This is a genomic window from Mesorhizobium sp. WSM3224, from assembly GCF_000427725.1.
GTDB lineage: Bacteria > Pseudomonadota > Alphaproteobacteria > Rhizobiales > Rhizobiaceae > Mesorhizobium.
Genome location: NZ_ATYO01000002.1, coordinates 320016 through 342911, shown reverse-complemented (window position 1 = coordinate 342911; position 22896 = coordinate 320016). Strand labels below are relative to the sequence as shown.

The window sequence follows — 22896 nt, the reverse complement described above, 5'->3', positions numbered from 1 at the left end:
AAATGAAGGAAGCGCTGGATCATCTGGTCGAGAAACTGGACGGGCTGGCGCCCACGGCTGCGCTCGTGCTGGGCTCGGGCCTTGGCGGGCTGGTCGACCAAGTCAAGGATGCCAGGCGCATCTCCTATGCCGAGCTGCCGGGCTTCCCGCGAAGCGGTGTTTCCGGCCACGCCGGCGAGGTGGTTGCCGGGCATTTCGCCGGCACGCCGGTGCTGATGCTGTCAGGCCGTGCGCATTACTACGAGCATGGCAACGCGGCCGCGATGCGTCCCGCGCTGGAGGTGCTTGCCGGCATCGGCATTTCGCATTTGATCCTCACCAACGCCGCCGGTTCGGTAGACCCTGAAATGGGGCCGGGCTCGGTGATGCTGATCACCGACCACATCAATTTCTCCGGTTCCAATCCGCTGATCGGCGAGCCGAGCGACCGCCGCTTCGTCGGCCTCACCGAGGCCTATGACGCCGGCTTGCGCGGCGCGATCGAAAAGGCGGCGAACGCAACCGGCACGGCGCTGCACCAGGGCGTCTATATGTGGTTCTCCGGACCATGCTTCGAGACGCCGGCCGAGATCCGCATGGCGCGCGTCATGGGCGCCAACGCCGTCGGCATGTCGACCGTGCCGGAGGTCATCCTGGCGCGCTTCCTCGGACTCAAGGTCGCCGCCTGCTCGGTCATCACCAACCTGGCGGCCGGCATGACCGGAGCGGAGCTGTCGCATCAGGAAACCAAGGATATGGCGCCGATCGGCGGCGCGCGGCTGGCGACGATCCTGCAGCGCGTCTTCCAGGATGGCTTGCCCGACTGATGCTGCCGCAGGAGATCATCCGCCGCAAGCGCGACAACCACAGACTCTCAGCCGAGGAGATCGCGGCATTCGTTCGAGGGTTGACGGCCGGCAGCATCTCCGAGGGCCAGGTCGGCGCTTTCGCGATGGCCGTGTTCCTCAACGGCATGAGCCGCGAGGAAGCGGTGGCGCTGACGCTCGCCATGCGCGATTCCGGCGACGTGCTCGACTGGTCCGACCTGCCGGGTCCGGTCACCGACAAGCATTCGACGGGCGGCGTTGGCGACAACGTCTCGCTGATGCTGGCACCAATCGTCGCCGCCTGCGGCGCCTATGTGCCGATGATCTCGGGCCGCGGCCTCGGCCATACCGGCGGCACGCTGGACAAGATGGATGCCATCCCCGGCTACACCAGCCAGCCGGACGTTGCGCTTTTGCGCAAGACAGTGCTCGAGACCGGCTGCGCCATCATCGGCCAGACCGCGGACCTGGCACCGGCCGATCGCAGGCTCTACGCGATCCGCGACGTGACGGGGACGGTCGAATCGATACCGCTGATCACCGCCTCGATCCTGTCGAAGAAGCTTGCCGCCGGGCTCGGCTCGCTGGTGCTCGACGTCAAGCTCGGCAACGGCGCCTTCATGGAAAAGTCGCGCGACGCCGTCGCCCTGGCGAACAGCCTGGTCGAGGTCGCCAATGGCGCCGGCCTGAACGCCTCCGCGCTGGTGACCGGCATGAACGAACCGCTCGCCTCGGCCGCCGGCAACGCGGTCGAAGTGAAGAATGCGGTCGATTTCCTCACCGGCCGCTATCGTGATCGCCGGCTGGAGGATGTGACGCTGGCGCTGGCTGCCGAGATGCTGCAGTCGGCGAGGCTCGTCTCGTCCCACCAGGACGGTATCAGGCGCGCCACCGAAGCGCTTTCCGGCGGCAGGGCGGCAGCCGTCTTCGCGCGGATGGTGTCCGTGCTTGGCGGTCCCGGCGATTTCATCGAGAACCCGGAAAAGTACCTGCCGACGGCGCCGGTCGAACTGGCGGTGAAAGCGGAACAGGACGGGTTTGTGACCGGCATCGCCACGCGCGATATCGGGCTTGCCGTCGTCACGCTTGGAGGCGGGCGTTCCCGTCCGGACGACAAGATAGATCATGCCGTTGGCTTGACCAGGCTGTTGCCGGTCGGTGCCGAGCTGCGCTCCGGCGAGGCATTGGCGCTGGTACATGCCCGCACCGACGCCGAGGCCGAGACGACCGCGGCAGCCGTGCGTGCTGCTTATACGATCGGGGCTTCCAAGCCGCCCGCCGACAAAACCGTGCTCAGGCGGATATTGCCTCGGTAGAGCCCTACTGCACGAGCAGCAACGCGCCGTCCTGGACTTGGTATTTCTGCAGCCGCTGCAGGAAGCTCATGCCGATCAGATTGACCTGCAGCGCCCTGTCGTCGAGCACCATCGCCTGGACGTTGTCGACGGAGATCTTGCCGATCTGCAGGTGATTGACCATCACCACGGCGGCCTTGATCGCGCCGTTGGCGGTGTTCACCTGATGATTGAAATCGGATGGGTTGAGCGAGATGCCGATCCTGCGCGCGGTCGAGGTATTGATGGCGACCAACGTCGCGCCGGTGTCGATCATGCCGTCGATCTGGCGGCCGTTGAGTTTGAACTGCGATGTGAAATGGCCGCGCGCATCGGCGTTGACCAGCACCTGGCGGCCGAGCGGCATCGGCGTCACCGGCTTGTCCGGGACCGAAGCGAGGTTGACCTGCGGCTCGGTCTTCGGCGCTGCCGGCTGCGAGGCGACGGTCGACTTCAGCAGGCCGTCCACCAGATGCGGATTCGCCTGATAGACGATCGGAATAGAAGCCGAGGTTCCGGCAAAGATGCCAAGGATGAGAAGCTTGCGCAGCATGGATGCCCCTGGAACGTTTCATCGTTTCAAGGAAACGTTGAACCGCTTTATCCCTTTGTTTTGGAGCAATTCCGAACGGAAGACCGCCTTACACTTTTCCTGGAATTGCTCGCGTAGGTGCATCCTTAAGCCGACATGGTGTTTGCGGCTTTAACGCGCGCCGGAACCGCTGGCTTGCGTAAACAGGCGGTAAAGAAGAGCGCTCACTTTGTCCCGTACATACGGTCGCCGGCGTCGCCGAGGCCGGGCATGATGTAACCCTTGTCGTTCAACTGGCGGTCTATCGAGGCGGTAAAGATCGGCACATCCGGATGCGCCTTGGTAAAGCGCTCGATGCCTTCCGGGGCGGCAAGCAGGCAGAGGAAGCGGATGTTGGTGGCGCCGCGGCCTTTCAGCTTGTCGATCGCGGCGATCGCCGAATTGGCGGTCGCCAGCATCGGATCGACGACGATCACCAGACGGTCGGCAAGATCGCTCGGCGCCTTGAAGAAATACTCGACCGCTTCCAGGGTTTCATGGTCGCGGTAGAGGCCGATATGGGCGACGCGTGCCGCCGGCACGAGGTCGAGCAGGCCTTCGAGCAGGCCATTGCCGGCCCGCAGCACCGAGGCAAAGACCAGCTTCTTGCCTTCGAGCGTCGGCGCCTCCATCTCCTCGATCGGCGTCTCGATCATGGTCGTGGTCAGTTCGAGGTTGCGGGTCACCTCGTAGCCGAGCAGGAGCGAAATCTCGCGCAGCAGCCGCCGGAACCCGGCCGTCGAGGTCTCCTTCTTGCGCATGATGGTCAGCTTATGCTGGACAAGGGGGTGGTCGACGACGGTGACGCCCTGCATGATGTGCTCCGACTGGTTCGCAGTGGGTATCGAATAGTGAGTAGTGAATAGTGAGCCGATTTGCGAGTCCCTGACTGAGGGAAAGCGCCGGCCTTCGACCGCGCGATGCGCGCACGGCCAAATCATTACTGACTACTGACTATTCCTACTCACCGCACCTTCACGTCCAACCGGCCCAGCAGCATCGCCTTGGTCTTCTTGTCCACGAAGGCCGCCTCGATGGCCGTTCTGGTGATCCCTGCAAGCGCCTTGTCGTTCATGGCGAAATGCTCGGCGGCGATATCGTATTCGCGCTTGAGCGACGTCCAGAAATAGGGCGGGTCGTCGGAGTTGAGCGTCACCTTACAGCCGGCGGCGCGCAGCGCCGGAAAGGGATGGTCGGCGAAGCTGTCGAACACTTTCAGCGCGATGTTGGAGCCGGGGCAGCATTCCAGCACCACGCCTTCGGCGGCGATGCGCCGCACGAGATCCGGGTTCTCGATGGCGCGAACGCCATGGCCGATGCGCGAGGGGCGGATGTGATCGAGGGCCGACTTGACGCTTTCCCAGCCCATCAGCTCGCCGGCATGGATGGTGATGCCCAGGCCCGCCTCGCGCGCGATCTCGAAAGCGCGGACATAATCCTCGAAATCGCCGATGCGCTCGTCGCCGGCGACGCCGAAACCGGTCACCAGCGGATGGCCGCAGCGCGCCGCAAAGCGCGCCGCCTGCTCGATCGCCTCGACCCCGATATGGCGCACGCCGGTGACGATCATGCGGCCTTCGATGCCGGTCTTGGCCCTGGCGCGGGCCATGCCTTCACCCAGCGCGTCCGTATAGGCCTTTGGCGAGAGCCCGGCCTTTTTCGCATGGTCCGGCGAGGTGAAGACCTCGGAATAGATGGCGCCATCGCGGGCGAGGCTGGTCAGGTAATGGTCGGCGAGGCGCGCATAGTCCTCTTCCGTGCGAAACAGGTCGGAAGCGAAATCGTAGGCGGCGAGAAACGAGGTGAAATCGTGCCAGACAAAGGATCCGTCGCGGATATAGGGCGATGAATCCTTGCCATATTTGCGGGCCTGGCTGACGACGAGCTCGGGCGCCGCCGCCCCTTCGATGTGGCAGTGCAGTTCGGCCTTCAAAATCATGCGGTCATCCCGTCCGGTACGCTGTTTTGGCACAGATTCTGACCGGAAATCATGCGAAGCACGTCCCGGGCCCGTCTTGAAGGCGCGGCCGAAAACCGCGCCCTGGACAATAGCGTCGGCACCATCGATCGGCTATGGTCCCGCCGGTTTTATGACGGATCAAAATAATGTCAGTTGAGAGAACCACGGCCGCGGGCGGCATGGAAACTTCCTATGGTTTCAGGAAGGTCGGGGAAGGCGAGAAGCAGCCCCTTGTCAATGACGTCTTCCACAAGGTGGCCAATCGATACGACCTCATGAACGACCTGATGTCGGCTGGGTTGCATCGGTTGTGGAAGGACGCGATGGTCACCTGGCTCAACCCGCCGAAGCGGCCGGGCTGGAAGGTTCTCGATGTCGCCGGCGGCACCGGCGATGTCGCCTTCCGCATCGTCGAGGCCAGTCAGCGCCAGGCCCATGCGACGGTGCTCGACATCAACGGCTCGATGCTGGCTGTCGGCCGCGACCGCGCCGAGAAGCACGGCCTTGCGGCAAACACCAACTTCGTCGAGGCCAATGCCGAGGCGCTGCCTTTCGAGGACGCTACCTTCGATGCCTATACGATCGCGTTCGGCATCCGCAACGTGCCGCGCATCGAGGCCGCGCTTGCCGAAGCCTATCGCGTGCTGAAGCGGGGCGGGCGGTTCCTCTGCCTCGAATTCTCCGAGATTGACATGCCGCTGCTCGACAAGGCCTATGAGGCCTGGTCGTTCAACGCGATCCCCAAGATCGGCAAGGCGGTGACCGGCGACGGCGAGCCCTATTCCTATCTCGTCGAATCCATCCGCAAGTTCCCGAACCAGCAGAATTTCGCGGCGATGATCGCCCGCACTGGCTTCGACCGCGTCACTTTCCGCAACTATTCGGGCGGCATTGCCGCCCTTCATTCCGGCTGGAAGCTTTGAGGCGGAACCGTTTGAAGCAGGCTGGATTATGAGCAGCGTCGCCGCCGCCTTCAGGCTGGCCCGGGCCGGCTGGGTGCTGGTCCGCGAGGGCGTCGTCGCGGCGTTGCCTGGCGAAGAACTCTCCGGCATGCCGAAATTCGGCTGGCGCGTGGCGCGGCTTTTTACCCGCCGGCGGGCGCTGAGCTATCAGCGCGGCGACAGGCTGGCGCGAGCCGTGGTGCGGCTCGGACCCTCCTACGTCAAGCTCGGCCAGTTCCTGGCGACGCGGCCTGATGTCGTCGGCAACGACATGGCGCTGGACCTCGCGCTCTTGCAGGACAAGATGCACACCTTCCCGAAGGCGGAGGCGATTCACGCGATCGAAGCCTCGCTCGGGCGCAAGATCGACGATCTCTATGCCAGTTTCGGCGCGCCGGTGGCGGCGGCGTCGATCGCGCAGGTGCATAGCGCCGAGGTCGTTCGCGAGCGCACCGCTTCGCGCGCGGCGGTGAAGGTGATCCGGCCCGGTGTGCGGCACCGCTTCTTCCAGGATCTCGAAAGCTATTTCCTTGCCGCCCACCTGCAGGAGAAATACATCCCCTCGTCGCGCCGGCTACGTCCGGTGGAGGTGACCCAGACGCTGGCGCAGACCACCAGAATCGAGATGGATCTGAGGCTCGAGGCGGCGGCGCTTTCGGAACTCGGCGAGAACACCAAGGACGATCCGGGCTTTCGCGTGCCGGCGGTCGACTGGGAGCGGACCGGCCGCGACGTGCTCACCATGGAGTGGATCGACGGCGTCAAGATGAACGACATTGCCGGCCTTGCCGCTGCTGGCCACGACCTCAAGGCGATCGCCGCCAATCTCGTCCAGTCGTTCCTGCGGCACACGTTGCGCGATGGGTTCTTCCACGCCGACATGCATCCGGGCAACCTGTTCGTCGAGGCCAACGGCACTATCGTTGCCGTCGATCTCGGCATTGCCGGGCGGCTCGGCAAGAAGGAGCGGCGCTTCCTCGCCGAGATCCTCTACGGCTTCATCGTGCGCGACTATCAGCGCGTCGCCGAGGTGCATTTCGAAGCGGGCTATGTGCCGCGCCAACACAATGTCTCGGCCTTCGCGCAGGCAATCCGGGCCATCGGCGAGCCGATCCATGGCCAGTCGGCCGAGACCATCTCGATGGCGAAGCTGTTGACGCTGCTGTTCGAGGTCACCGAGCTGTTCGACATGGCGACGCGGCCGGAACTGATCCTGCTGCAGAAGACCATGGTCGTCGTCGAGGGCGTTGCCCGCACGCTCGATCCGGCCTTCAACATGTGGAAGACTGCCGAACCGGTGGTCGGCGACTGGATCGCCGGCAATCTTGGTCCGCGCGGCATGCTTACCGACGCGCGCGACGGCGCCAAGGCGTTGTTGACCCTGGCAAGGCAGGCGCCGGACCTCGCCGCCCGCACCGACCGGCTGTCGCGCGAGATCGACCTGATGGCCGAGAACGGCCTGCGCTTCGACGAAGCGACTGCCCACGCCATCGGCAAGGCCGAGGCGCGCCACACCCGCTCCGGCCGGGTGGCGCTGTGGGTGATTGCGCTGACGCTGATCTACATTGCATGGAAATTGCTCTGACCGCCATCCGCCTTGCTGCTGTCTGATTGCATTGCTATCATTGCGAGCGTGCTATCCAAAGCGAGTGCAATCACATGGCCAGCATCACGATCCGGAATCTCGATGATGAGGTCAAGGACCTGCTCCGACAGCTCGCGGCCGAAAATGGCTGCTCGATGGAGGAGCAGGCGCGGACGATGATCCGCGCCGCGGTCGAAGGCCGGGCGGGACAGGCCGACCGCATCGGCCAGATCGAGGAGGCGCTGCGTACGCTGGCAGCTTCGAAGGAGCGGACGGCGCCGGTCGTCGCCGCTGCCGGCAAGCCAGTCCTGCGAGGCTCTCTCTCCGGCAAACGCATCCTGCTCATCATCGGCGGCGGCATCGCGGCCTACAAGGCGCTCGACCTGATCCGGCGGCTGCGCGAGCGCGGCGCTTCCGTCCGGGTGGTGATGACATCGGCGGCGCAGGAATTCGTCACCACGCTGTCGGTCGGCGCGCTTTCGGCCGACCATGTCTTCACCGAACTGTTCGATCGCAATGACGAGCACGATGTCGGCCATATCAGGCTGTCGCGCGAAGCCGACCTGCTGGTCGTTGCGCCCGCCACCGCCGACCTGATGGCGAAGCTTGCCAACGGCCATGCCAACGACCTCGCCTCGACCGTGCTTCTGGCCACCGACAAGAAGGTGCTGATGGCGCCGGCGATGAACCCGAAGATGTGGGCGCATCCGGCAACGCGCCGCAACCGGGCGACGCTGCAGAAGGACGGCATCGCCTTTGTCGGCCCCGCCAAAGGCGAAATGGCCGAAAGCAACGAAGCGGGCGAGGGCCGCATGGCCGAGCCGCTGGAGATCGTCGCCGCGATCGAGGCGATGCTCGACGAGAAGCCGAGGCCGCTGGCCGGCCGCAGGATCATCGTCACCTCGGGGCCGACGCATGAGCCGATCGACCCTGTGCGCTACATCGCCAACCGCTCGTCGGGCAAGCAGGGCCATGCCATCGCCGCGGCGCTGGCGAAGCTCGGCGCCGATGTGCGGCTCGTCTCCGGCCCGGTTACCATCGCCGATCCGGCCGGTCTCGCCACCACCCATGTGGAAACAGCCGCGCAGATGAAGCAAGCGGTCGAAAGCCTGTTGCCGGCGGATGCCGCCGTGTTCGTCGCGGCGGTCGCCGACTGGCGCACGGCGAACGCCGCGGGCGAGAAGATCAAGAAGGTCGCGGGCGAGGGGCCGCCGTCGCTGCAGATGGTCGAGAATCCCGACATCCTGGCCGGGATCGGCCACCACGCCCGGAGGCCGGCCCTTGTCGTCGGCTTCGCCGCCGAGACACAGGACCTTGTCGCCAATGCCGAGGCCAAGCTCAGGAAAAAGGGCGCCGACTTCATCGTCGCCAATGACGTCTCGCATGAAAGCGGCATCGGTCCGTCCGGCGTGATGGGCGGCGACCGCAACAAGGTGCGCATCGTCTCCAGGACCGGCGTCGAAGAATGGCCGGAAATGGGCAAGGACGAGGTTGCGGCGCGGCTTGCCGCGCTGATTGCGGAGCGGTTGCAGCAGACCCTTGTGGTGTGAGTTTTGAGGTCGGCGGCGTCAACCCGCCGCAAGTCGCGGCCGGTTCGCTGCCGAATAGATCCTCAGCGCCGCCAGGCACCCGAAAACGCCGAGCGGCACGAAGGCCAGAAACAGCCAGCCGGCGACAGAAGCGGCCGCATCGCGGTTTAGCCCTTCGGAGAAGCCGCTGGCATTGGCGATGATGCCGGCAAGGGCGGCGCCGACGGCATAGCCGATGCGCTGCATGGTCGGCACGGCGGCCGAGGCGATGGTTTGCTCGCCCTCGCGCGCCGAAGCGACAATGACGCGCGTCAGGAAGGGCCAGCAAACGCCGAAGCCGCCGCCTTGCAGCAGGGCGCAGAGCAGGATCAGTGGGATCGACCCTGCCGGGATGGTGTAGGCGAAGCCGGCGAGGCCCGAGGCGATCATCAGCGCGCCGACGACGATGATCAGGCGTTCACGCTCCAATGGCGCATTGGCGATGACGATCGACAGGACCGACCAAGCGATCGATTCGGCGGCGATGATGTAGCCGGTGGTAAGCAACGGAATGTCGTGAAGCGTGGTCAAGAGCAGCGGCCCGTAAATGGTGAAGGTGCAGGTGGCCACAGAGAATGCCGCAACCATCGTCATGCCGCAGCCAAGCGGCGAGCGCCATGAGAACAAAGGCGACGGGAAGAGGCGCGAGCGCGGCCTGAGGGCATCGATGCGGAAGAACAGCGTGAGCCCGATCAGGCCGAGGAGGAGCAACAGCGATGAACGAAACAGGGCAATGTCGATGCCGGCGGCGGCTATCAGCATCACGCTGAGGGCGAGACAGGCGAGCGCAGAATAGGGGAAGGGCTGCGGCGTGCCGCCCGCCTGCGGCTTCGTCGCCTCGGGCGTGTTCAGCACGATGAAGCTCGCCAGCGCCATCGCCGCGCCGCCGAACGTGAAGATCCCGAAAGCCCAGCGCCACGACAGGAACTCGGTCATGATCGCGCCGAGCATCGGACCGCTGAAGGCGGCGACGCCCCAGATCGCGGATATGATGCCGAAGAGCTGCGGCCAGATGTTGCGTGGGAACAGCCGCTCGACCGAGACGAAGGCCAACGACACAAGCGCGCCGCCGCCAAATCCCTCGACCAGGCGTCCGGCGAGGAATAGCGGCATGGAAGGTGCCGTGGCGCAGATCAGCGCGCCGACCGCATAGAGGAGGGCGGCGACCATCATGTTGGAGCGCAGCGCGACATAACTGACGAGCCGGCCTGCCGCGGCACCGGCGACGATGGCGCCAAGCTCGTAGATCGCCAACGACCAGCCGACCAGCTGCACGCCTGCCAGTTCGCCGACCATGGCCGGCATCACCGTCGCCACCATCGTCTCATTGGTGGCATGCAGCAGGATGCCCAGGCTGACGAAGCAGAAGCGCGCCAGGTCGCCGCTCGCCCACAGCGCCCGCCAGTCGACCCTATTGCTGGTGATTTCGGTCATTTCCACCCCTGCTCTTGCATATATCGATGCCGGCGCATGGCACCAGAAGCCAGTGAAGGTTTCCAGCGGCGCCATGCGCGCTGTTTCAGTCAGGGCAGGCTTCTAAAACCTCAACCATGATTGAGTTCAAGCGTCTTTTTGTGGAAATCCCAACGTTTGATATTGACGGAAAGCCTCTCAGCTTCGTCATCCACGGGCGGAGCAGCAGCCGCAAAGCGGCGTCGCGAAGACCCGAGGATGCATGCCGCGACCTCGTGGAGGGCACAGCAGATCGAAATTCTCCACCGTAGCGGCGCTCAAGAGTCCCGGCATGGATCCTCGGGTCTGCGCCGCGTCGCTACGCTCCTACTCCGCCCGTGGATGACGAAGCGTTGGGTAGCCACGTTCATTTCGCCGATCAGTTCGCCGTGCTGCGCAACTGGAACTGGCTGACGCCGATGGCGATGTTGAGACCGGTCTGGGTCTGGACGCTGAGCGGCTGGCGAACGCCCCTACGAGATCACGTCGGATCATTTGCCATGGAAGATGAATGCTCGCGAACCAAATCCGGGACGTCAGTGAATTGGGCTTGGCCCCGCTTCGGATTCATGTCGGCAGCCGTCGATGGCAGGGTGTATGGTCCACTGGTTTTCCGGATCCTGCTGGGCTGCGACTGTCAGTGGCGAGCCAGCCGAATTCACGGCTTCGCACCAACGGGCAGGGCTGCCGTCTGGAATCGGAGTTTCATTCCAACTGCCGTTCCAGGCGCCGATCTTCTGGCAGTGCTTGATCGGGTGGATTTCATTCCATCCTTCGTGGGCAGAATCATAGACCCACGTCCCCTGGACGAACAGGATGTCGGCACCTCGCCTCGTCGGATCATTGACATGAAGGTCGCCGAGATTTTCGTCGAGATCGGTTGGATTGGCTGTGTCGAGAATGCCAACGATGCCTCCGACTATGACAATTGCCGCTGCGATGACCGTGAGGATCGCACATGCGATCCAACCGAAGAAGGGAATGGCGCAGGCCACCACCGCGGCGGTGGCCACGGGGATCGCGGCAAGGCACGCGATCATCAGGTCGTAGACGCCGGCTCCTTCGAATTCGCAATGAAGCACCGCAGTAGGGTCATCGTTGGCCCATTGGCGTGCCTCCAGTCCCTGCCAATCGAGGCCGGCGTTCTGGATTGCGGGCGTGTTGGCGATCAGGCGTCCGAGCGGCGGGATCTTCTCGGCCTCGGCCTGCGGCGTGAATTCAAGCACGTTTCCCGGAACCAGATTGAGACTGTAGTCGGTATCGAAGCGATCGAGACCGGACTTCTCATCGGGTGGATCGATCTTGAGCAGCCAGCCGATTGCGCATTCGTCGCCGCCGAGGCAGATCAGCCGATCGTAAAGCCACCAGCGGCAGTATGCCAGGATCGCGGCGAGTGCGACCAGAAGGACCGCCGGTCCGGCAACGACGCCGACCAGGATCAGCGGCAGCGCGACTACGGCAGCGGCGATGATCACCTGCGCATATTGCTTGCCGACATGATTTCCGACCGAGATGCATTTTGTGTATTGCCGGTAAGCCATGGCGGTTCCTACCGTTCGACATAAAGCGTCACGCCGCCGGCAAGTCCGCGAGCCGAGAAGGCATGAACGTTGACCGCCTTGCGGCCGGCAAAGCCGGCAGGCGGCTCGATATTGACGACAACGGGGATCTCTTCCCCGGGACCGAGGGCGGCTTGTGCAGGATCGAAGGTGACAAGCCAGCCGGCTGGAATGGGATGTGCCTGGCGGGTATGGCCGGCAGGCACTGCCGCGATAGTGCCGGGAAAGGTGCGCAGCGGCCGCCGGGCTGGCTTCGGGCGGGGCCGCTCGCCGCAGACTGGTAATTCAGGCAACGCATAGGTGTCGGCTTCAAGCCGAAACTCGGTCCGTTCCCGTTCGCCGTTGCGCAGACGGAACTCGAACTTTGCCGGAGAATGGGCGATGCCGACGGTGGTGTTGTCCTGCCCGAGGTTGTTGTTGGGGTTCACGTCGTCGAGCCAATCGAGCAGGACCTGGATGCAGTAATGACCGGGTTCGGCCGGCGTCCGCCATTTGACCGAAGCAAAGGCCGGATGATTTGCGCCGCCTTTGACTCCGAGATCGGTCTTTGTCTCGTCTATCCAGGTCGAGGTGGTGCCGATGCCGAAACTCAGATAGGAGAACTTCACCGGCAGATCGACGACCGGTGCCTCGGTCGAGTTGTTCCAGATACGCGCGACGACCTCATATTCGGTGTCCGGCTCCAGCATGTGCGGCGGAACGGTAATACCGCCGCGCTTGATCTCGATATCCGGATTGTCCCAGGTGACAGCGAGGCCCTGGCCCATCAGATAATACTGAGCGTAGATCAAAGGGTCCGGCCGCTTGTAAGCGGGATCGCTGATCTTGACGCAGCGCTGCGGTCCGCTTCGGTCGAGCCGGCTGGGAAGCTTGGCTCGTTCGCAAAGCAACCTGACGAGCGCGCAAATCTGGCCGGCTATCCGGCGCAAATTGTCCGGCCAATGCCTGAAGGCGTCGACGATCGCCTTCAGGAATTCCAGTATTTTGGGGACCGGGTTCACGGCCTGTCTCGGGTCGTCAGCGTCGTTGCCGACGCATATAGAACCAGATCGCAGCAACCAAGAACGGTGCAAGGATCAGAAGAAGTTCGAAAGATCCTGAGCCGCCGTCAGGCGAAAATCCGAATAACTGCTCGATGAAATCCACCACAGCCCCTCACCTGCAACAAAAATTGCAGTCAACGACGTCTTTGCATCCGTTGGGAGGCTACCCCTCTGCCGGCGATGGCCACCAACATCTCAGCTTGATAGCACAAGACAAGCAAAGTCGCCACACGCAATTGATAATCCCGCGCGTGCTTGTGTTTCCAACTGTGACGGGTGGCCCCGCATATATGCGACGAGACCGCGCCCTTTGTCGGGCGCGGTCCGCAGAATGCCGTGGTCGGGCCGCTATTTGTAGGAGTGGACGAGGTCCAGCGAGGCCACAGTGACGGCCAGATTGACGCCGGTCTGCGCCTGGACGCTGAGCGGCTCAAGCATGAAGGCGCTGTTCCATCCGCCGACCAGGACGTTGGCGCCGCCGCCGGTCACGACGCTCGCCTCGGCATTGACGCCGTAATAACTACCGGCGAGGTCGCCCGCATCATGATTGGGGGTGGCGGCCAGGACCGCCCAGACGAGCTGGCCCTGATGCGTCTTGCCGAGATCGACGCCGAGCTTGGAGATCATGCCGGTGTAAATCTCGGGCGATCCGCGATGAGAGGGCCGGAAGACGCAGGACACGCCTTTGTTCGACGTGATGACGTAGCCGACGCCGCCGTCGATGGAGCAATCGAGCGTGCCGAGCCGGAGCGTGCCGGCGCTGACCGGAGAAGCGAGGACCGTGGCGGCAAGCGCGGCAGCGGCACAGGCAAGTGTTTTGATCATTGGAAAGGTCCTTTCGCGAAATTTTGGCCCCGGCTTGAAACGATCGAGGTGCGCGGAGCGTTCCGCCGAAAACTTGGCGCGAACATGGCGAGGGTTAACGCATCGCCCTTGGCGGTTAACGGATCGCTATCGGCGTCTCCACGCCACGACAAGGCAGTCGCCGGCCCGAGCGGGCCGCGCAAAATAGCCGTTCCGGCGTCAGTTTCCGATCAGCTGGCGTTGCCGCCGGTGCGCGACAGGCCGTCCTTGGCCGGCTGGTAGTTCGGGTCGAGGTGGATAGCCTCGCGATAGGACTTGGCCGCCTTTACCTTGTCGCCGCGCCGCTCATAGATCAGCGCCTGGTTGGCCCAGGCCTCGGCGTTCTTGCCGTCGAGCTTGATGGCCATGTTGAAGTCGGAGAAGGCGTTGTCCTCGTCGCCTGTCGCCAGATAGGAGAGGCCGCGGCCGTTGTAGGGCTCGGCAGCGTCCGGAGCCAGCGAGATCGCGGTCGAGAAGTCCTCGATGGCAAATTTGTGCTGACCCTGGCTCTGATAGATCAAGCCGCGATTGTGGTAGGCGCGCGCGTCCGTTGTGTCGAGCTGGATCGCCTTCTGGAAATCGGTGAAGGCATCCTGGGTGCGGCCCGCCTTACGGTAGAGATTGCCGCGGCCGATATAGGCGGCGTCGTAATTGGCGTTGATCTGGATCGACCGGTTGTAGTCGGCAAGCGCTGCGTCCTGATTGCCGAGGAAGCGCTGGATCAGCGCGCGGTTCGAATAGGCCTGGTAGAAGTTCGGGTTGAGCTGGATGGCCTGGTTGAAGTCCTTCAGCGCCGCCTGGTACTGGCCGCCGCGGCCATAGGCCGAGCCGCGCACATTGTAGCCCTCGGGATCCTGCGGATTGCGCTGGATGACCGCCGAAAGCGAGGAGATGTTCTCGCTCGACCCTTGCGCCTTATCGACTGAGTTGAACTCGCCCGTCGGGGCCGTCTGGCATGCTGCAAGCGCCAGGCCTGAAAGCAGGGCCGCCGTCAGGGCGAAGCCGCGAAAAGCGGCTCTGCGCTCCACGGTAATTGCGTTCATCTTTGTCCTCACTGCCGCAGCGCCGTCAGTCCGTTCCCTCTCCGAACCGGCATCCATGCATAAATAAAAAGGTGGCGGCGATTCCGCATCGCGCCACCCTCGGTATCCTTCGAAAAGGACGAAAAATAGGCGTTATGAGCGCGGCGAGCGCGATGCGCCGGCGGCACCAGCCGGAGCCGGGCGCGGGGTCATCGGCAGCAGGCCCTCGCGCTGGGCGCGCTTGCGGGCCAGCTTGCGGGCGCGGCGCACGGCTTCCGCCTTCTCGCGGGCACGCTTCTCGGACGGCTTCTCGTAGTGACCGCGCATCTTCATTTCGCGGAAAATACCTTCGCGCTGCATCTTCTTCTTCAGCGCGCGAAGCGCCTGATCAACGTTGTTATCGCGGACGAGTACCTGCACGGGCAATCCTGTCTTCGGGTTTGAAATCTTCAGGCAAAACAGCAATAGCTGACATGCCTCCGCGGCGAGTTGCACCACGAATTGTGGCGGCTGATAGCAGAATCAAGCCGTCCTGTCCACCGCTGATTGCGGGAACCGCGATCAAAAACCGGAGCGCTGCGCCTGGCTATGCGTCAGGCCTCCGCCGCTGCCAGATGGAGGCGCGCGAAATCCTCGAAAAACTCGCCGTAATCGCAGGTGATTTCCTCGCCGGCCGCGATATCGCGGGTCGCGGTGGCGCCGCCATATTGCGAAAAATCCGTGTTCGGCCGCTCCGAGTGGTTCATGAAGCGCCCGTTGTCGACCTCATAGACCATAAAGCCTGGCTTGTCCGGGCTTGGATAGGCGTAGCGGTCGAGCAGCTCCCTCAGATGCGGGGGCGCGGCTTCATATTTTTCCATCGGGATCAGTCGATCGAAATCGAGATCGAGCCGCCAGATCGAAGCGCCTTTGCGGACAGGTTCGGCGGCGAAGACGCCGACGCCTTCGATTGCGCTCTGCGCGACATAGGTCCTGATCAGCAACATTGTTCCGGTCCGTTTTCGACGGGAAACGAAAATCGTCAAAACGGACCGGAATGCAAGGCCCATCGCGATATTTCGGCAGACGAGCATGGCTGCCGACAGTCAGATGAATCACGTCCGGTTTATCGAGACGCCGCCGTCGGCGAACAAGGCCGTGCCGGTGGTGAAGCTTGAGGCGTCGGAGGCCAGATAGAGCGCCGAGCGGGCGATTTCTTCCGGCTGCGCCATGCGCTTCAAGGCATGGATGCCTTCGACGAAGGCGCGCGCCTCCGGCGTCGTGGTGGTGGCGCCGGGCGTATCGGTGCCGCCGGGCAGCAGCGCGTTGACGCGCAATCCCCTTGGGCCGTATTCGGCGGCCAGAACCTGCGTCAGCCCGATCAGGCCGGCCTTGGCGGCGGCATAGGCGGCCATGCCCGGTATTCCGGCGGTGTGGCCGACGAAGCTCGAGGTGAAGATCAGGGAACCGCCGCCGCGTTTCAGCATGGCTGGTATCTGGTGCCTGGCCGCGAGGTAGGCGCTGGTTAGGTTGGTGTCCATCGTCTCGTGCCATGCCGCCGTCGCCATGTCGGGAACGGGCGCCATCACGCCGACGGCGCCGGCATTGTTGAAGGCGATGTCGAGGCCGCCAAACCTTGCGACGGCGAGTTCGACGAGCGCCTTCGCATGGGCCTCGTCCCTTACATCGCCGGCAAGGGCTGCCGCCGTGCCGCCGGCCGCCTCGATTTCGTCGACCAGTGTGTCGAGTTCGGCCTGACGGCGCGCCGCGACGACGAGCATGGCGCCCTGCTCGGCGAACAGCCTGGCGGTGGCGCGGCCGATGCCGGAACTGGCGCCGGTGACGACGGCGACCTTATCTGTGAGTACGAACATTTTTTCGGCATCCTTCCTTTGTGCCGGGCTTGCCGGCGGTTGGATGTGAGGTCGCAAATGAGGATGGCCGCGGCCACCCGAAACCCGCCAAGACCGCGGTTGCTCTACTGCCGCAACAGCCAACCCAGCCGGTCCAGTGAGAAGGCGTAGCTGAAGACAATCAGCAGAGCCATGACAATGCCCGCTGCCGCATGGCCGGCCAGATAGAACCCAGCGGCGCCGCCGAACAGTATGACAAGCTCCAGCATCAGCCTGACGGCGCCCGGCACCGGCACCGGCGCCCGGCCCGATCGGCTCGGATCGTTGAGCACCGCGAAGGTGCCCACAACACAGCCGCGACGATCGGCAAGGCGAACGCGAGAATCCAGCGCCCGAACCCGGCCGGAAAACTGCAGCCGGCCATGCCGAGGCCAAGCAGCGCAGAAAGCTCGAGCAGAAAGCGCAGGGTCAGATTCCACCAGGCGTTACCCATCATTGTCCCCCCAAGCGCGTCGCGCTGAAACGGGTTCAGGCGACGCGCTTTAAGTCTTTGTTTTGATGCATGTCGTTGTCCCAGAACCGCTGCGCACTTCTGGGCGACATGCATTAGTGTCACGCGACAGGGAGTGTCGCCGAAGACAGCCGCCGAAGCCAGATGGATGCTTCGTTTGACTGTGGCGCAAAGCGGCAAGCGCCGTCGCAAACAGCGCAAGGATGGCAGCGTGGTTTCGCTAGTGATACACCTCGCAAGCCGGGACAGGGATGCCCGGCCGCAAATCCGCGAAAGCTACTGGCGCGAGGCTGGAACGTGAAGAAATACTCGGTATTCGCCATTGCCCGCGAGGCGATGCGCGGCCACAAGGGCTGGGAAGAGCAGTGGACATCGCCCGAGCCGAAGAAGGAATACGATGTCATCATCGTCGGCGCCGGCGGGCATGGCCTGGCGACGGCCTATTACCTGGCGAGCGAGCACGGCATCACCAACATCGCGGTGCTGGAAAAGGGCTGGCTCGGCGGCGGCAACACCGGCCGCAACACCACCATCATCCGCTCCAACTATCTCTATGACGAGAGCGCCGGCATCTACGATCATGCGCTGAAGCTTTGGGATGGGCTCAGCCAGGAGCTCAACTACAACGTCATGTATTCGGCGCGCGGCGTCATGATGCTGGCGCACAACGTGCATGACGTCCAGGTGCTGAAGCGGCATGTCCACGCCAACCGCCTCAACGGCATCGACAATGAATGGCTGACGCCGGAACAGGCGAAGGAATTCTGCCCGCCGCTCAACATCTCCAGGGAAGCGCGCTATCCGGTAATGGGCGCGGCGTTGCAGCGGCGCGGCGGCACGGCGCGTCACGACGCGGTCGCCTGGGGCTATGCGCGCGGCGCCTCGGCGCGCGGCGTGCATATCATCCAGAACTGCGAGGTCACCGGCATCAAGCGCGCGGCCAATGGCGCGGTGAGCGGCGTCGAGACGACGCGCGGCTTCATCGGCGCCAAGAAGGTCGGCGTGGTCGCGGCCGGTCATTCGTCGGTCATCATGAACATGGCCGGCGTGCGCATGCCGCTGGAGAGCTACCCGCTGCAGGCACTGGTGTCGGAGCCGGTCAAGCCGGTGGTGCCATGCGTGGTAATGTCGAACACGGTGCACGCCTATATCTCGCAGTCGGACAAGGGCGAGCTGGTCATCGGCGCCGGCACCGATCAATATGTCTCCTATTCGCAGACCGGCGGCCTGCACATCCTGCAGCACACGCTGGACGCCATTTGCGAGATGTTCCCGATCTTCACGCGCATGAAGATGCTGCGCTCCTGGGGCGGCATCGTCGACGTGACGCCCGACCGCTCGCCGATCCTGGCGAAGACGCCGGTCAAGGGCCTCTATGTCAATTGCGGCTGGGGCACAGGCGGCTTCAAGGCGACGCCGGGTTCGGGGCACGTGTTTGCGCATACGATCGCGAAGGACGACCCGCATCCCATCAACGCCCCCTTCACGCTCGAGCGCTTCCGCACCGGCCGTCTCATCGACGAGGCCGCGGCGGCGGCGGTGGCGCACTGACGATGGCGCAAATGGCCCTTCAGCCGTCTTGCGATCAACCGGCCGGCGCGCGCGTCGGTCACGGCAAGTTTTAGGATCACCCAAATGCTTCTCATCCGCTGCCCCTATTGCGAGGAAGAGCGCCCGGAACTCGAGTTCCGCAATGCCGGCGAGGCGCATATCGCGCGCTCGGCCAACATTGACGCCGAGAGCGACGACGATTTCGAGAAATTCTTCTTCATCCGCGCGAACCCGAAGGGCGTCATCTATGAGCGCTGGCGGCATATCCATGGCTGCGCGCGCTTCTTCAACGCGGTTCGCGACACCGTCACCGACAAGTTCGTCATGACCTACAAGGCCGGCGAGCCGAAGCCCGCGAAGCTGCCTGGAGCCTCGAAATGAACGCCGCGTTCCGCATCTCCGGCGCCGGTCGCCTCAGCCAGGCCAGGACCGCCTCCTTCAGCTTCGATGATAAGTCCTACACCGGCATCGAGGGCGATACGCTGGCCTCCGCGCTGCTCGCCAATGGCGTGCACCTGGTCGGGCGTTCCTTCAAGTACCACCGGCCGCGCGGCTTCCTATCGGCCGGCGCGGAGGAACCCAACGCGCTGGTGCAGATCGTACGCGACGATGCACGCAAGACGCCGAATGTGCGGGCGACCGTGCAGGAACTCTATGAGGGGTTGACGGCCAATTCGCAAAACCGCTGGCCATCGCTCGCCTTCGACGTCGGTGCCGTCAACGACATCGCCTCGCCGCTATTTTCAGCCGGTTTCTACTACAAGACCTTCATGTGGCCGAAGTCGGCCTGGAAGAACCTCTACGAGCCGAAGATCCGCGCCGCGGCAGGCCTTGGCGTTTCTCCCGACAAGCCGGATCCGGACCATTATGCCGCGCGCTACGCCCATTGCGAGGTGCTGGTGCTGGGCGGCGGCGCCGCCGGCATTGCAGCCGCGCTCGCCGCGGCCGAAACGGGCGTACGGGTGATCCTCTGCGACGAGCAGGCCGAATTCGGCGGCAGCCTGCGCTTCGAGAGCGGCGCCAGGATCGATGGCGAGACCGGCTATGCCTGGGCTCAAAGCGCGATCGCGAAGCTCAAGGCCATGGACAATGTGCGCGTGCTGTCGCGCGCGACTGCTTTCGGCTATTACGCGCAGAATTTCGTCGCCCTGGTCGAGCGGGTCAGCGACCATCTCAAGAGCCCGGGCCGGGAACTCGCGCGCGAACGTCTTTGGCAGGTCCGCGCCAAGCGCGTGGTGATCGCGACCGGCGCCATCGAGCGCCACATGGTGTTCGCCAACAACGACCGGCCGGGCGTCATGCTCGCTTCGGCGGCGCGTACCTACCTCAACCACTATGGCGTGGCGGTCGGCAGGAATGTCGGCGTCTACACGGCCAACGATTCCGCCTATGCTGCGGCCATCGACCTCAAGAAGGCCGGCGTCAACATCGCGGCAATCGTCGACCTTCGCGACAATCCGTCGGGACCGGTGATCGACGAGGCGAGGACGCTCGGCATCGAGATCAATTTCGGCCGCGCCGTGGTCAGCGCCGGCGGCAAGCTGCGCGTGTCGTCGATGACCGTGCAGCCGAAGAACGGCGGCGGCGAACGGACCATCCCGGTTGACGCCATCCTGATGTCGGCAGGCTGGACTCCGTCGGTGCATCTGTTCTCGCAGTCGCGCGGCAAGGTCGCCTTCAACGACGAGACCAAGCGCTTCGTGCCGGGCACCTACGCGCAGGACTGCGTCTCGGTCGGCGCCTGCAACGGCACCGATGGATTGGCGGCTTCGGTCGACGAGGCTTACGCGGCCGGCGCCAAGGCGGCGAAGGACGCCGTCGGCAAGGATTCCAGCGGCAAGACTGGCAAGGGCGCCAAACCGAAGGTCGATGCCAGCGAGAGCTGGTCGCGCGGCATGCTGGGCGCAGCGCCCGGCGCCGGGCCGGGCACAACGATCAAGGCCTTCGTCGATTTCCAGAACGACGTCACGGCCAAGGATATCCGCCAGGCCGTGCATGAGGGCATGCACTCGATCGAGCACGTCAAGCGCTTCACCACCAACGGCATGGCGACCGACCAGGGCAAGACGTCGAACATGCACGGCCTGGCGATCGCCGCCGAGACGCTGGGCAAGCCGATCCCGCAAGTCGGCCTGACCACCTTTCGCGCGCCCTACACGCCGGTGACCTTCGGCTCGATCGTCGGACACGCGCGCGGCGCGCTGTTTGATCCGACACGCCGGACGGCGATCCATCCATGGGCGGCGCGCCAGGGCGCGGTGTTCGAGGATGTCGGCCAGTGGAAGCGCGCCTGGTATTTCCCCAAGGCCGGCGAGGACATGCACGCCGCCGTCGACCGCGAATGCGTGACGGTGCGCAAGGTCGGCGGCCTGTTCGACGCCTCGACGCTCGGCAAGATCGAGGTCGTCGGGCCGGACGCGGCGAAGTTCATGGAACTGCTCTACACCAACCCGTGGGAGAAGCTGGAAACCGGGCGCTGCCGCTATGGCATCATGCTGCGCGAGGACGGCTTCATCTATGACGACGGCGTCGTCGGCAGGCTGGCGCCAGACCGCTTCCATGTGACGACGACGACCGGCGGAGCGCCGCGCGTCATGAACCACATGGAGGACTACCTCCAGACCGAATTCCCGCATCTCAACGTCTGGCTGACCTCGATCACCGAACAATGGGCTGTCGTTGCGGTGCAGGGGCCGAAGTCTCGCGAGATCATCGCGCCGCTGGTCGAGGGCATCGACATGTCGGACGAGGCGATGCCGCATATGTCGGTGCGCGAAGGCAAGATCTGCGGCGTGCCGACAAGGCTGTTCCGCATGTCCTTCACCGGCGAGCGCGGCTTCGAGGTCAACGTGCCGGCCGACTACGGCGAGGCGGTCTGGGAAGCGCTGTGGGCCGAGGGCCAGAAGCACGGCGCGACTGCCTACGGCACCGAGGCGATGCACGTGCTGCGCGCCGAAAAGGGCTACATCATCGTCGGCCAGGACACCGACGGCACGGTGACGCCGAACGATGCCGGTCTCGACTGGGCGGTCGGCAAGAAGAAGACCGACTTCGTCGGCATCCGCGGCCTGACCCGGCCGGACCTGGTGGCGAAGGGCCGCAAGCAGCTTGTCGGCCTCAAGACCAAGGATCCGAAGGTCGTATTGGAAGAGGGCGCGCAGATCGTCGAGGATCCGAAGCAGCCTGTTCCGATGAAGATGATCGGCCACGTCACCTCCAGCTACTGGTCGGAGAACTGCGGCCGCTCGATCGCGCTGGGGCTTGTCGCCGGCGGCCGCGACCGCATGAGGCAGACGCTCTATGTGCCGATGCCGAACGGCATGATCGAGGTGGAGGTCACCGGCATGGTGTTCGTCGACGAGAAGGGAGAACGCCTCAATGGCTAAGGCCGCCGCCAGGACAAAAGCCGCCGCCGCTTCGCCTTCCGTCGAACGGCGTCCCGCGCTGGCCGGCCGCGCGCTGTCGGCGCCGGGCGTCAAGGTCGAGATATTGCCGCCGGCCGAACGCATCTCGCTGCGCGCGCCGCAGGCTTCGCTCGCGGCGCTTTCCAAGGCGCTTGGCGTGACGCTGCCGGTCAAGCCGAAGACCTCGGCAACGAAGGACGGGCGCACGGCGCTGTGGCTAGGGCCGGACGAATGGCTGATCATCGACGAGACCGGCAAGGATCCGCTCGCCGACTGCGCCAAGGTCACGGCGCTGCATTCGGCGGTCGGCATCTCGCACCGCAATGTCGCGATCTCGGTCACCGGGCCAGTGGCCGCCGCGACGGTCAATTCGGGCTGTCCGCAGGACCTGTCGCTTGAGGCGTTCCCGGTCGGCGCGGCCTCGCGCACCATTCTGGGCAAATCCGAGGCCGTGCTGCTGCGCACCGCGGCCGACGCGTTCCGTGTGGAATGCTGGCGTTCCTTCTCGGACTATGTTTTTACTTTGCTGTCGGAAGCGGCGAGCGACGCGGCGAACTGAAGTCCCGGCCGCTGACCATGTGAAACGGGCGAGGGCAGGAACGATTGCCGTCTCGCTCCGTTTCTGCGACTTGCGAGGGAGAAGCCCGATGCCGTCCAAGACCGTGCCGAAATCGCCAAAGAAAACGCCGGCAGTCCGATCGCTGGAGCGTGAAAGGCATCACGAGATTGAGGAAGAAGAACTCGAAGAGGGCCTCGAGGACACATTTCCGGCCAGCGATCCGGTGTCGATCACCGGAACTTCCATTTCCGGCGGGCCGGCAAAGCCCGGCAAGGCCAAGACCGTGCCGGGAATGAAACCACGTAAGAAATAGGACTTGGGCAGATCGCTCTGGCTACAGATAAAACGAAAAAGG

Annotated in this window: 23 protein-coding genes and 1 pseudogene; 10 read left to right on the top strand and 14 right to left on the bottom strand. The window is 64.4% G+C overall.

Going from position 1 to position 22896, the window contains the following annotated elements:
* Positions 1–2 precede the first annotated feature (2 nt).
* Positions 3–806: a purine-nucleoside phosphorylase gene (locus YU3_RS0105265; protein ID WP_027165265.1), complete on the top strand. Its 804-nt coding sequence runs from the start codon at positions 3–5 to the stop codon at positions 804–806.
* Positions 806–2122, top strand: a complete 1317-nt coding sequence (gene deoA, locus YU3_RS0105260; protein ID WP_027165264.1) for a thymidine phosphorylase — start codon at positions 806–808, stop codon at positions 2120–2122. Before YU3_RS0105265 ends, deoA begins: the two co-directional genes overlap by 1 nt.
* 4 nt (positions 2123–2126) lie before the next feature.
* On the opposite strand, the gene YU3_RS0105255 is transcribed toward deoA, so the two are convergent.
* The 3 genes from YU3_RS0105255 to YU3_RS0105245 all read right to left on the bottom strand — a co-directional run bounded on the left by YU3_RS0105255 (position 2127) and on the right by YU3_RS0105245 (position 4650).
* Entirely contained in the window at positions 2127–2693 is a 567-nt protein-coding gene (locus YU3_RS0105255) for a TIGR02281 family clan AA aspartic protease (RefSeq protein WP_027165263.1), read from the bottom strand.
* Between the two features lie 203 nt (positions 2694–2896).
* On the bottom strand, positions 2897–3526 hold the full coding sequence (gene upp, locus YU3_RS0105250) for a uracil phosphoribosyltransferase (protein ID WP_027165262.1): 630 nt from the start codon (positions 3524–3526) through the stop codon (positions 2897–2899).
* Between the two features lie 149 nt (positions 3527–3675).
* On the bottom strand, positions 3676–4650 hold the full coding sequence (locus tag YU3_RS0105245; RefSeq protein WP_027165261.1) for an adenosine deaminase: 975 nt from the start codon (positions 4648–4650) through the stop codon (positions 3676–3678).
* Between the two features lie 167 nt (positions 4651–4817).
* Between YU3_RS0105245 and ubiE the strand changes: the two genes are divergently transcribed.
* The 3 genes from ubiE (at position 4818) to coaBC (ending at position 8747) form a co-directional block, all read left to right on the top strand.
* On the top strand, positions 4818–5594 hold the full coding sequence (gene ubiE / locus YU3_RS0105240; RefSeq protein ID WP_027165260.1) for a bifunctional demethylmenaquinone methyltransferase/2-methoxy-6-polyprenyl-1,4-benzoquinol methylase UbiE: 777 nt from the start codon (positions 4818–4820) through the stop codon (positions 5592–5594).
* A 28-nt stretch (positions 5595–5622) separates the two neighbouring features.
* Positions 5623–7197: a 2-polyprenylphenol 6-hydroxylase gene (ubiB, locus tag YU3_RS0105235; protein ID WP_027165259.1), complete on the top strand. Its 1575-nt coding sequence runs from the start codon at positions 5623–5625 to the stop codon at positions 7195–7197.
* Positions 7198–7271: 74 nt separating this feature from the next.
* Positions 7272–8747: a bifunctional phosphopantothenoylcysteine decarboxylase/phosphopantothenate--cysteine ligase CoaBC gene (coaBC, locus tag YU3_RS0105230; protein WP_027165258.1), complete on the top strand. Its 1476-nt coding sequence runs from the start codon at positions 7272–7274 to the stop codon at positions 8745–8747.
* Between the two features lie 18 nt (positions 8748–8765).
* On the opposite strand, the gene YU3_RS0105225 is transcribed toward coaBC, so the two are convergent.
* From YU3_RS0105225 to YU3_RS42220, 11 genes and pseudogenes are all read right to left on the bottom strand, one after another.
* Positions 8766–10199 (bottom strand): MFS transporter, encoded by a 1434-nt coding sequence (locus YU3_RS0105225; RefSeq protein WP_027165257.1) that lies wholly within the window; start codon positions 10197–10199, stop codon positions 8766–8768.
* Between the two features lie 397 nt (positions 10200–10596).
* Positions 10597–10680 (bottom strand): annotated as a pseudogene (locus tag YU3_RS40390) (DUF992 domain-containing protein); the annotation flags it as partial.
* Between the two features lie 73 nt (positions 10681–10753).
* Entirely contained in the window at positions 10754–11692 is a 939-nt protein-coding gene (locus YU3_RS0105220; RefSeq protein ID WP_156913355.1) for a hypothetical protein, read from the bottom strand.
* Positions 11693–11766: 74 nt separating this feature from the next.
* Positions 11767–12777, bottom strand: a complete 1011-nt coding sequence (locus YU3_RS0105215) for a hypothetical protein (protein WP_027165255.1) — start codon at positions 12775–12777, stop codon at positions 11767–11769.
* 390 nt (positions 12778–13167) lie between these two features.
* Entirely contained in the window at positions 13168–13644 is a 477-nt protein-coding gene (locus YU3_RS0105210; RefSeq protein WP_027165254.1) for a DUF992 domain-containing protein, read from the bottom strand.
* Positions 13645–13853: 209 nt separating this feature from the next.
* On the bottom strand, positions 13854–14705 hold the full coding sequence (locus tag YU3_RS0105205) for a tetratricopeptide repeat protein (protein WP_027165253.1): 852 nt from the start codon (positions 14703–14705) through the stop codon (positions 13854–13856).
* A 132-nt stretch (positions 14706–14837) separates the two neighbouring features.
* Positions 14838–15104, bottom strand: a complete 267-nt coding sequence (gene rpsU / locus YU3_RS0105200) for a 30S ribosomal protein S21 (protein WP_027165252.1) — start codon at positions 15102–15104, stop codon at positions 14838–14840.
* A 173-nt stretch (positions 15105–15277) separates the two neighbouring features.
* Positions 15278–15670, bottom strand: a complete 393-nt coding sequence (locus YU3_RS0105195) for an SET domain-containing protein-lysine N-methyltransferase (protein ID WP_027165251.1) — start codon at positions 15668–15670, stop codon at positions 15278–15280.
* Positions 15671–15778: 108 nt separating this feature from the next.
* Positions 15779–16537 carry an SDR family oxidoreductase gene (locus YU3_RS0105190; protein WP_027165250.1) on the bottom strand — a complete coding sequence of 253 codons (759 nt, stop codon included), beginning with the start codon at positions 16535–16537 and terminating at the stop codon, positions 15779–15781.
* A gap of 104 nt (positions 16538–16641) precedes the next feature.
* Complete coding sequence (locus tag YU3_RS36025) at positions 16642–16863, bottom strand: DUF2568 domain-containing protein (protein ID WP_280795052.1); 222 nt, start codon at positions 16861–16863, stop codon at positions 16642–16644.
* Entirely contained in the window at positions 16785–17009 is a 225-nt protein-coding gene (locus YU3_RS42220; RefSeq protein WP_348631162.1) for a DUF2568 domain-containing protein, read from the bottom strand. The genes YU3_RS36025 and YU3_RS42220 overlap by 79 nt, the downstream gene beginning before the upstream one ends.
* A gap of 315 nt (positions 17010–17324) precedes the next feature.
* Between YU3_RS42220 and YU3_RS0105180 the strand changes: the two genes are divergently transcribed.
* From YU3_RS0105180 to YU3_RS0105160, 5 genes are all read left to right on the top strand, one after another.
* The gene (locus YU3_RS0105180; RefSeq protein WP_027165249.1) at positions 17325–18578 is read left to right on the top strand and encodes a sarcosine oxidase subunit beta; all 1254 of its coding nucleotides are present in this window, start codon (positions 17325–17327) and stop codon (positions 18576–18578) included.
* 84 nt (positions 18579–18662) lie between these two features.
* Positions 18663–18959, top strand: a complete 297-nt coding sequence (locus YU3_RS0105175) for a sarcosine oxidase subunit delta (protein ID WP_027165248.1) — start codon at positions 18663–18665, stop codon at positions 18957–18959.
* Positions 18956–21964, top strand: coding sequence for a sarcosine oxidase subunit alpha (locus tag YU3_RS0105170; protein ID WP_027165247.1), 3009 nt, complete (start codon positions 18956–18958; stop codon positions 21962–21964). The genes YU3_RS0105175 and YU3_RS0105170 overlap by 4 nt, the downstream gene beginning before the upstream one ends.
* Positions 21957–22541, top strand: a complete 585-nt coding sequence (locus YU3_RS0105165; protein ID WP_027165246.1) for a sarcosine oxidase subunit gamma — start codon at positions 21957–21959, stop codon at positions 22539–22541. The genes YU3_RS0105170 and YU3_RS0105165 overlap by 8 nt, the downstream gene beginning before the upstream one ends.
* An 88-nt stretch (positions 22542–22629) precedes the next feature.
* The gene (locus tag YU3_RS0105160) at positions 22630–22854 is read left to right on the top strand and encodes a hypothetical protein (RefSeq protein ID WP_027165245.1); all 225 of its coding nucleotides are present in this window, start codon (positions 22630–22632) and stop codon (positions 22852–22854) included.
* Positions 22855–22896: the final 42 nt, after the last annotated feature.

Coding starts and splice junctions, on each gene's coding strand:
- YU3_RS0105265 (WP_027165265.1), top strand. CDS start 3: ATGAAGGAAGCGCTGGATCATCTGGTCGAGAAACTGGACGGGCTGGCG.
- deoA (WP_027165264.1), top strand. CDS start 806: ATGCTGCCGCAGGAGATCATCCGCCGCAAGCGCGACAACCACAGACTC.
- YU3_RS0105255 (WP_027165263.1), bottom strand. CDS start 2,693: ATGCTGCGCAAGCTTCTCATCCTTGGCATCTTTGCCGGAACCTCGGCT.
- upp (WP_027165262.1), bottom strand. CDS start 3,526: ATGCAGGGCGTCACCGTCGTCGACCACCCCCTTGTCCAGCATAAGCTG.
- YU3_RS0105245 (WP_027165261.1), bottom strand. CDS start 4,650: ATGATTTTGAAGGCCGAACTGCACTGCCACATCGAAGGGGCGGCGGCG.
- ubiE (WP_027165260.1), top strand. CDS start 4,818: ATGTCAGTTGAGAGAACCACGGCCGCGGGCGGCATGGAAACTTCCTAT.
- ubiB (WP_027165259.1), top strand. CDS start 5,623: ATGAGCAGCGTCGCCGCCGCCTTCAGGCTGGCCCGGGCCGGCTGGGTG.
- coaBC (WP_027165258.1), top strand. CDS start 7,272: ATGGCCAGCATCACGATCCGGAATCTCGATGATGAGGTCAAGGACCTG.
- YU3_RS0105225 (WP_027165257.1), bottom strand. CDS start 10,199: ATGACCGAAATCACCAGCAATAGGGTCGACTGGCGGGCGCTGTGGGCG.
- YU3_RS0105210 (WP_027165254.1), bottom strand. CDS start 13,644: ATGATCAAAACACTTGCCTGTGCCGCTGCCGCGCTTGCCGCCACGGTC.
- YU3_RS0105205 (WP_027165253.1), bottom strand. CDS start 14,705: ATGAACGCAATTACCGTGGAGCGCAGAGCCGCTTTTCGCGGCTTCGCC.
- YU3_RS0105195 (WP_027165251.1), bottom strand. CDS start 15,670: ATGTTGCTGATCAGGACCTATGTCGCGCAGAGCGCAATCGAAGGCGTC.
- YU3_RS0105190 (WP_027165250.1), bottom strand. CDS start 16,537: ATGTTCGTACTCACAGATAAGGTCGCCGTCGTCACCGGCGCCAGTTCC.
- YU3_RS42220 (WP_348631162.1), bottom strand. CDS start 17,009: ATGGGTAACGCCTGGTGGAATCTGACCCTGCGCTTTCTGCTCGAGCTT.
- YU3_RS0105175 (WP_027165248.1), top strand. CDS start 18,663: ATGCTTCTCATCCGCTGCCCCTATTGCGAGGAAGAGCGCCCGGAACTC.
- YU3_RS0105170 (WP_027165247.1), top strand. CDS start 18,956: ATGAACGCCGCGTTCCGCATCTCCGGCGCCGGTCGCCTCAGCCAGGCC.
- YU3_RS0105165 (WP_027165246.1), top strand. CDS start 21,957: ATGGCTAAGGCCGCCGCCAGGACAAAAGCCGCCGCCGCTTCGCCTTCC.
- YU3_RS0105160 (WP_027165245.1), top strand. CDS start 22,630: ATGCCGTCCAAGACCGTGCCGAAATCGCCAAAGAAAACGCCGGCAGTC.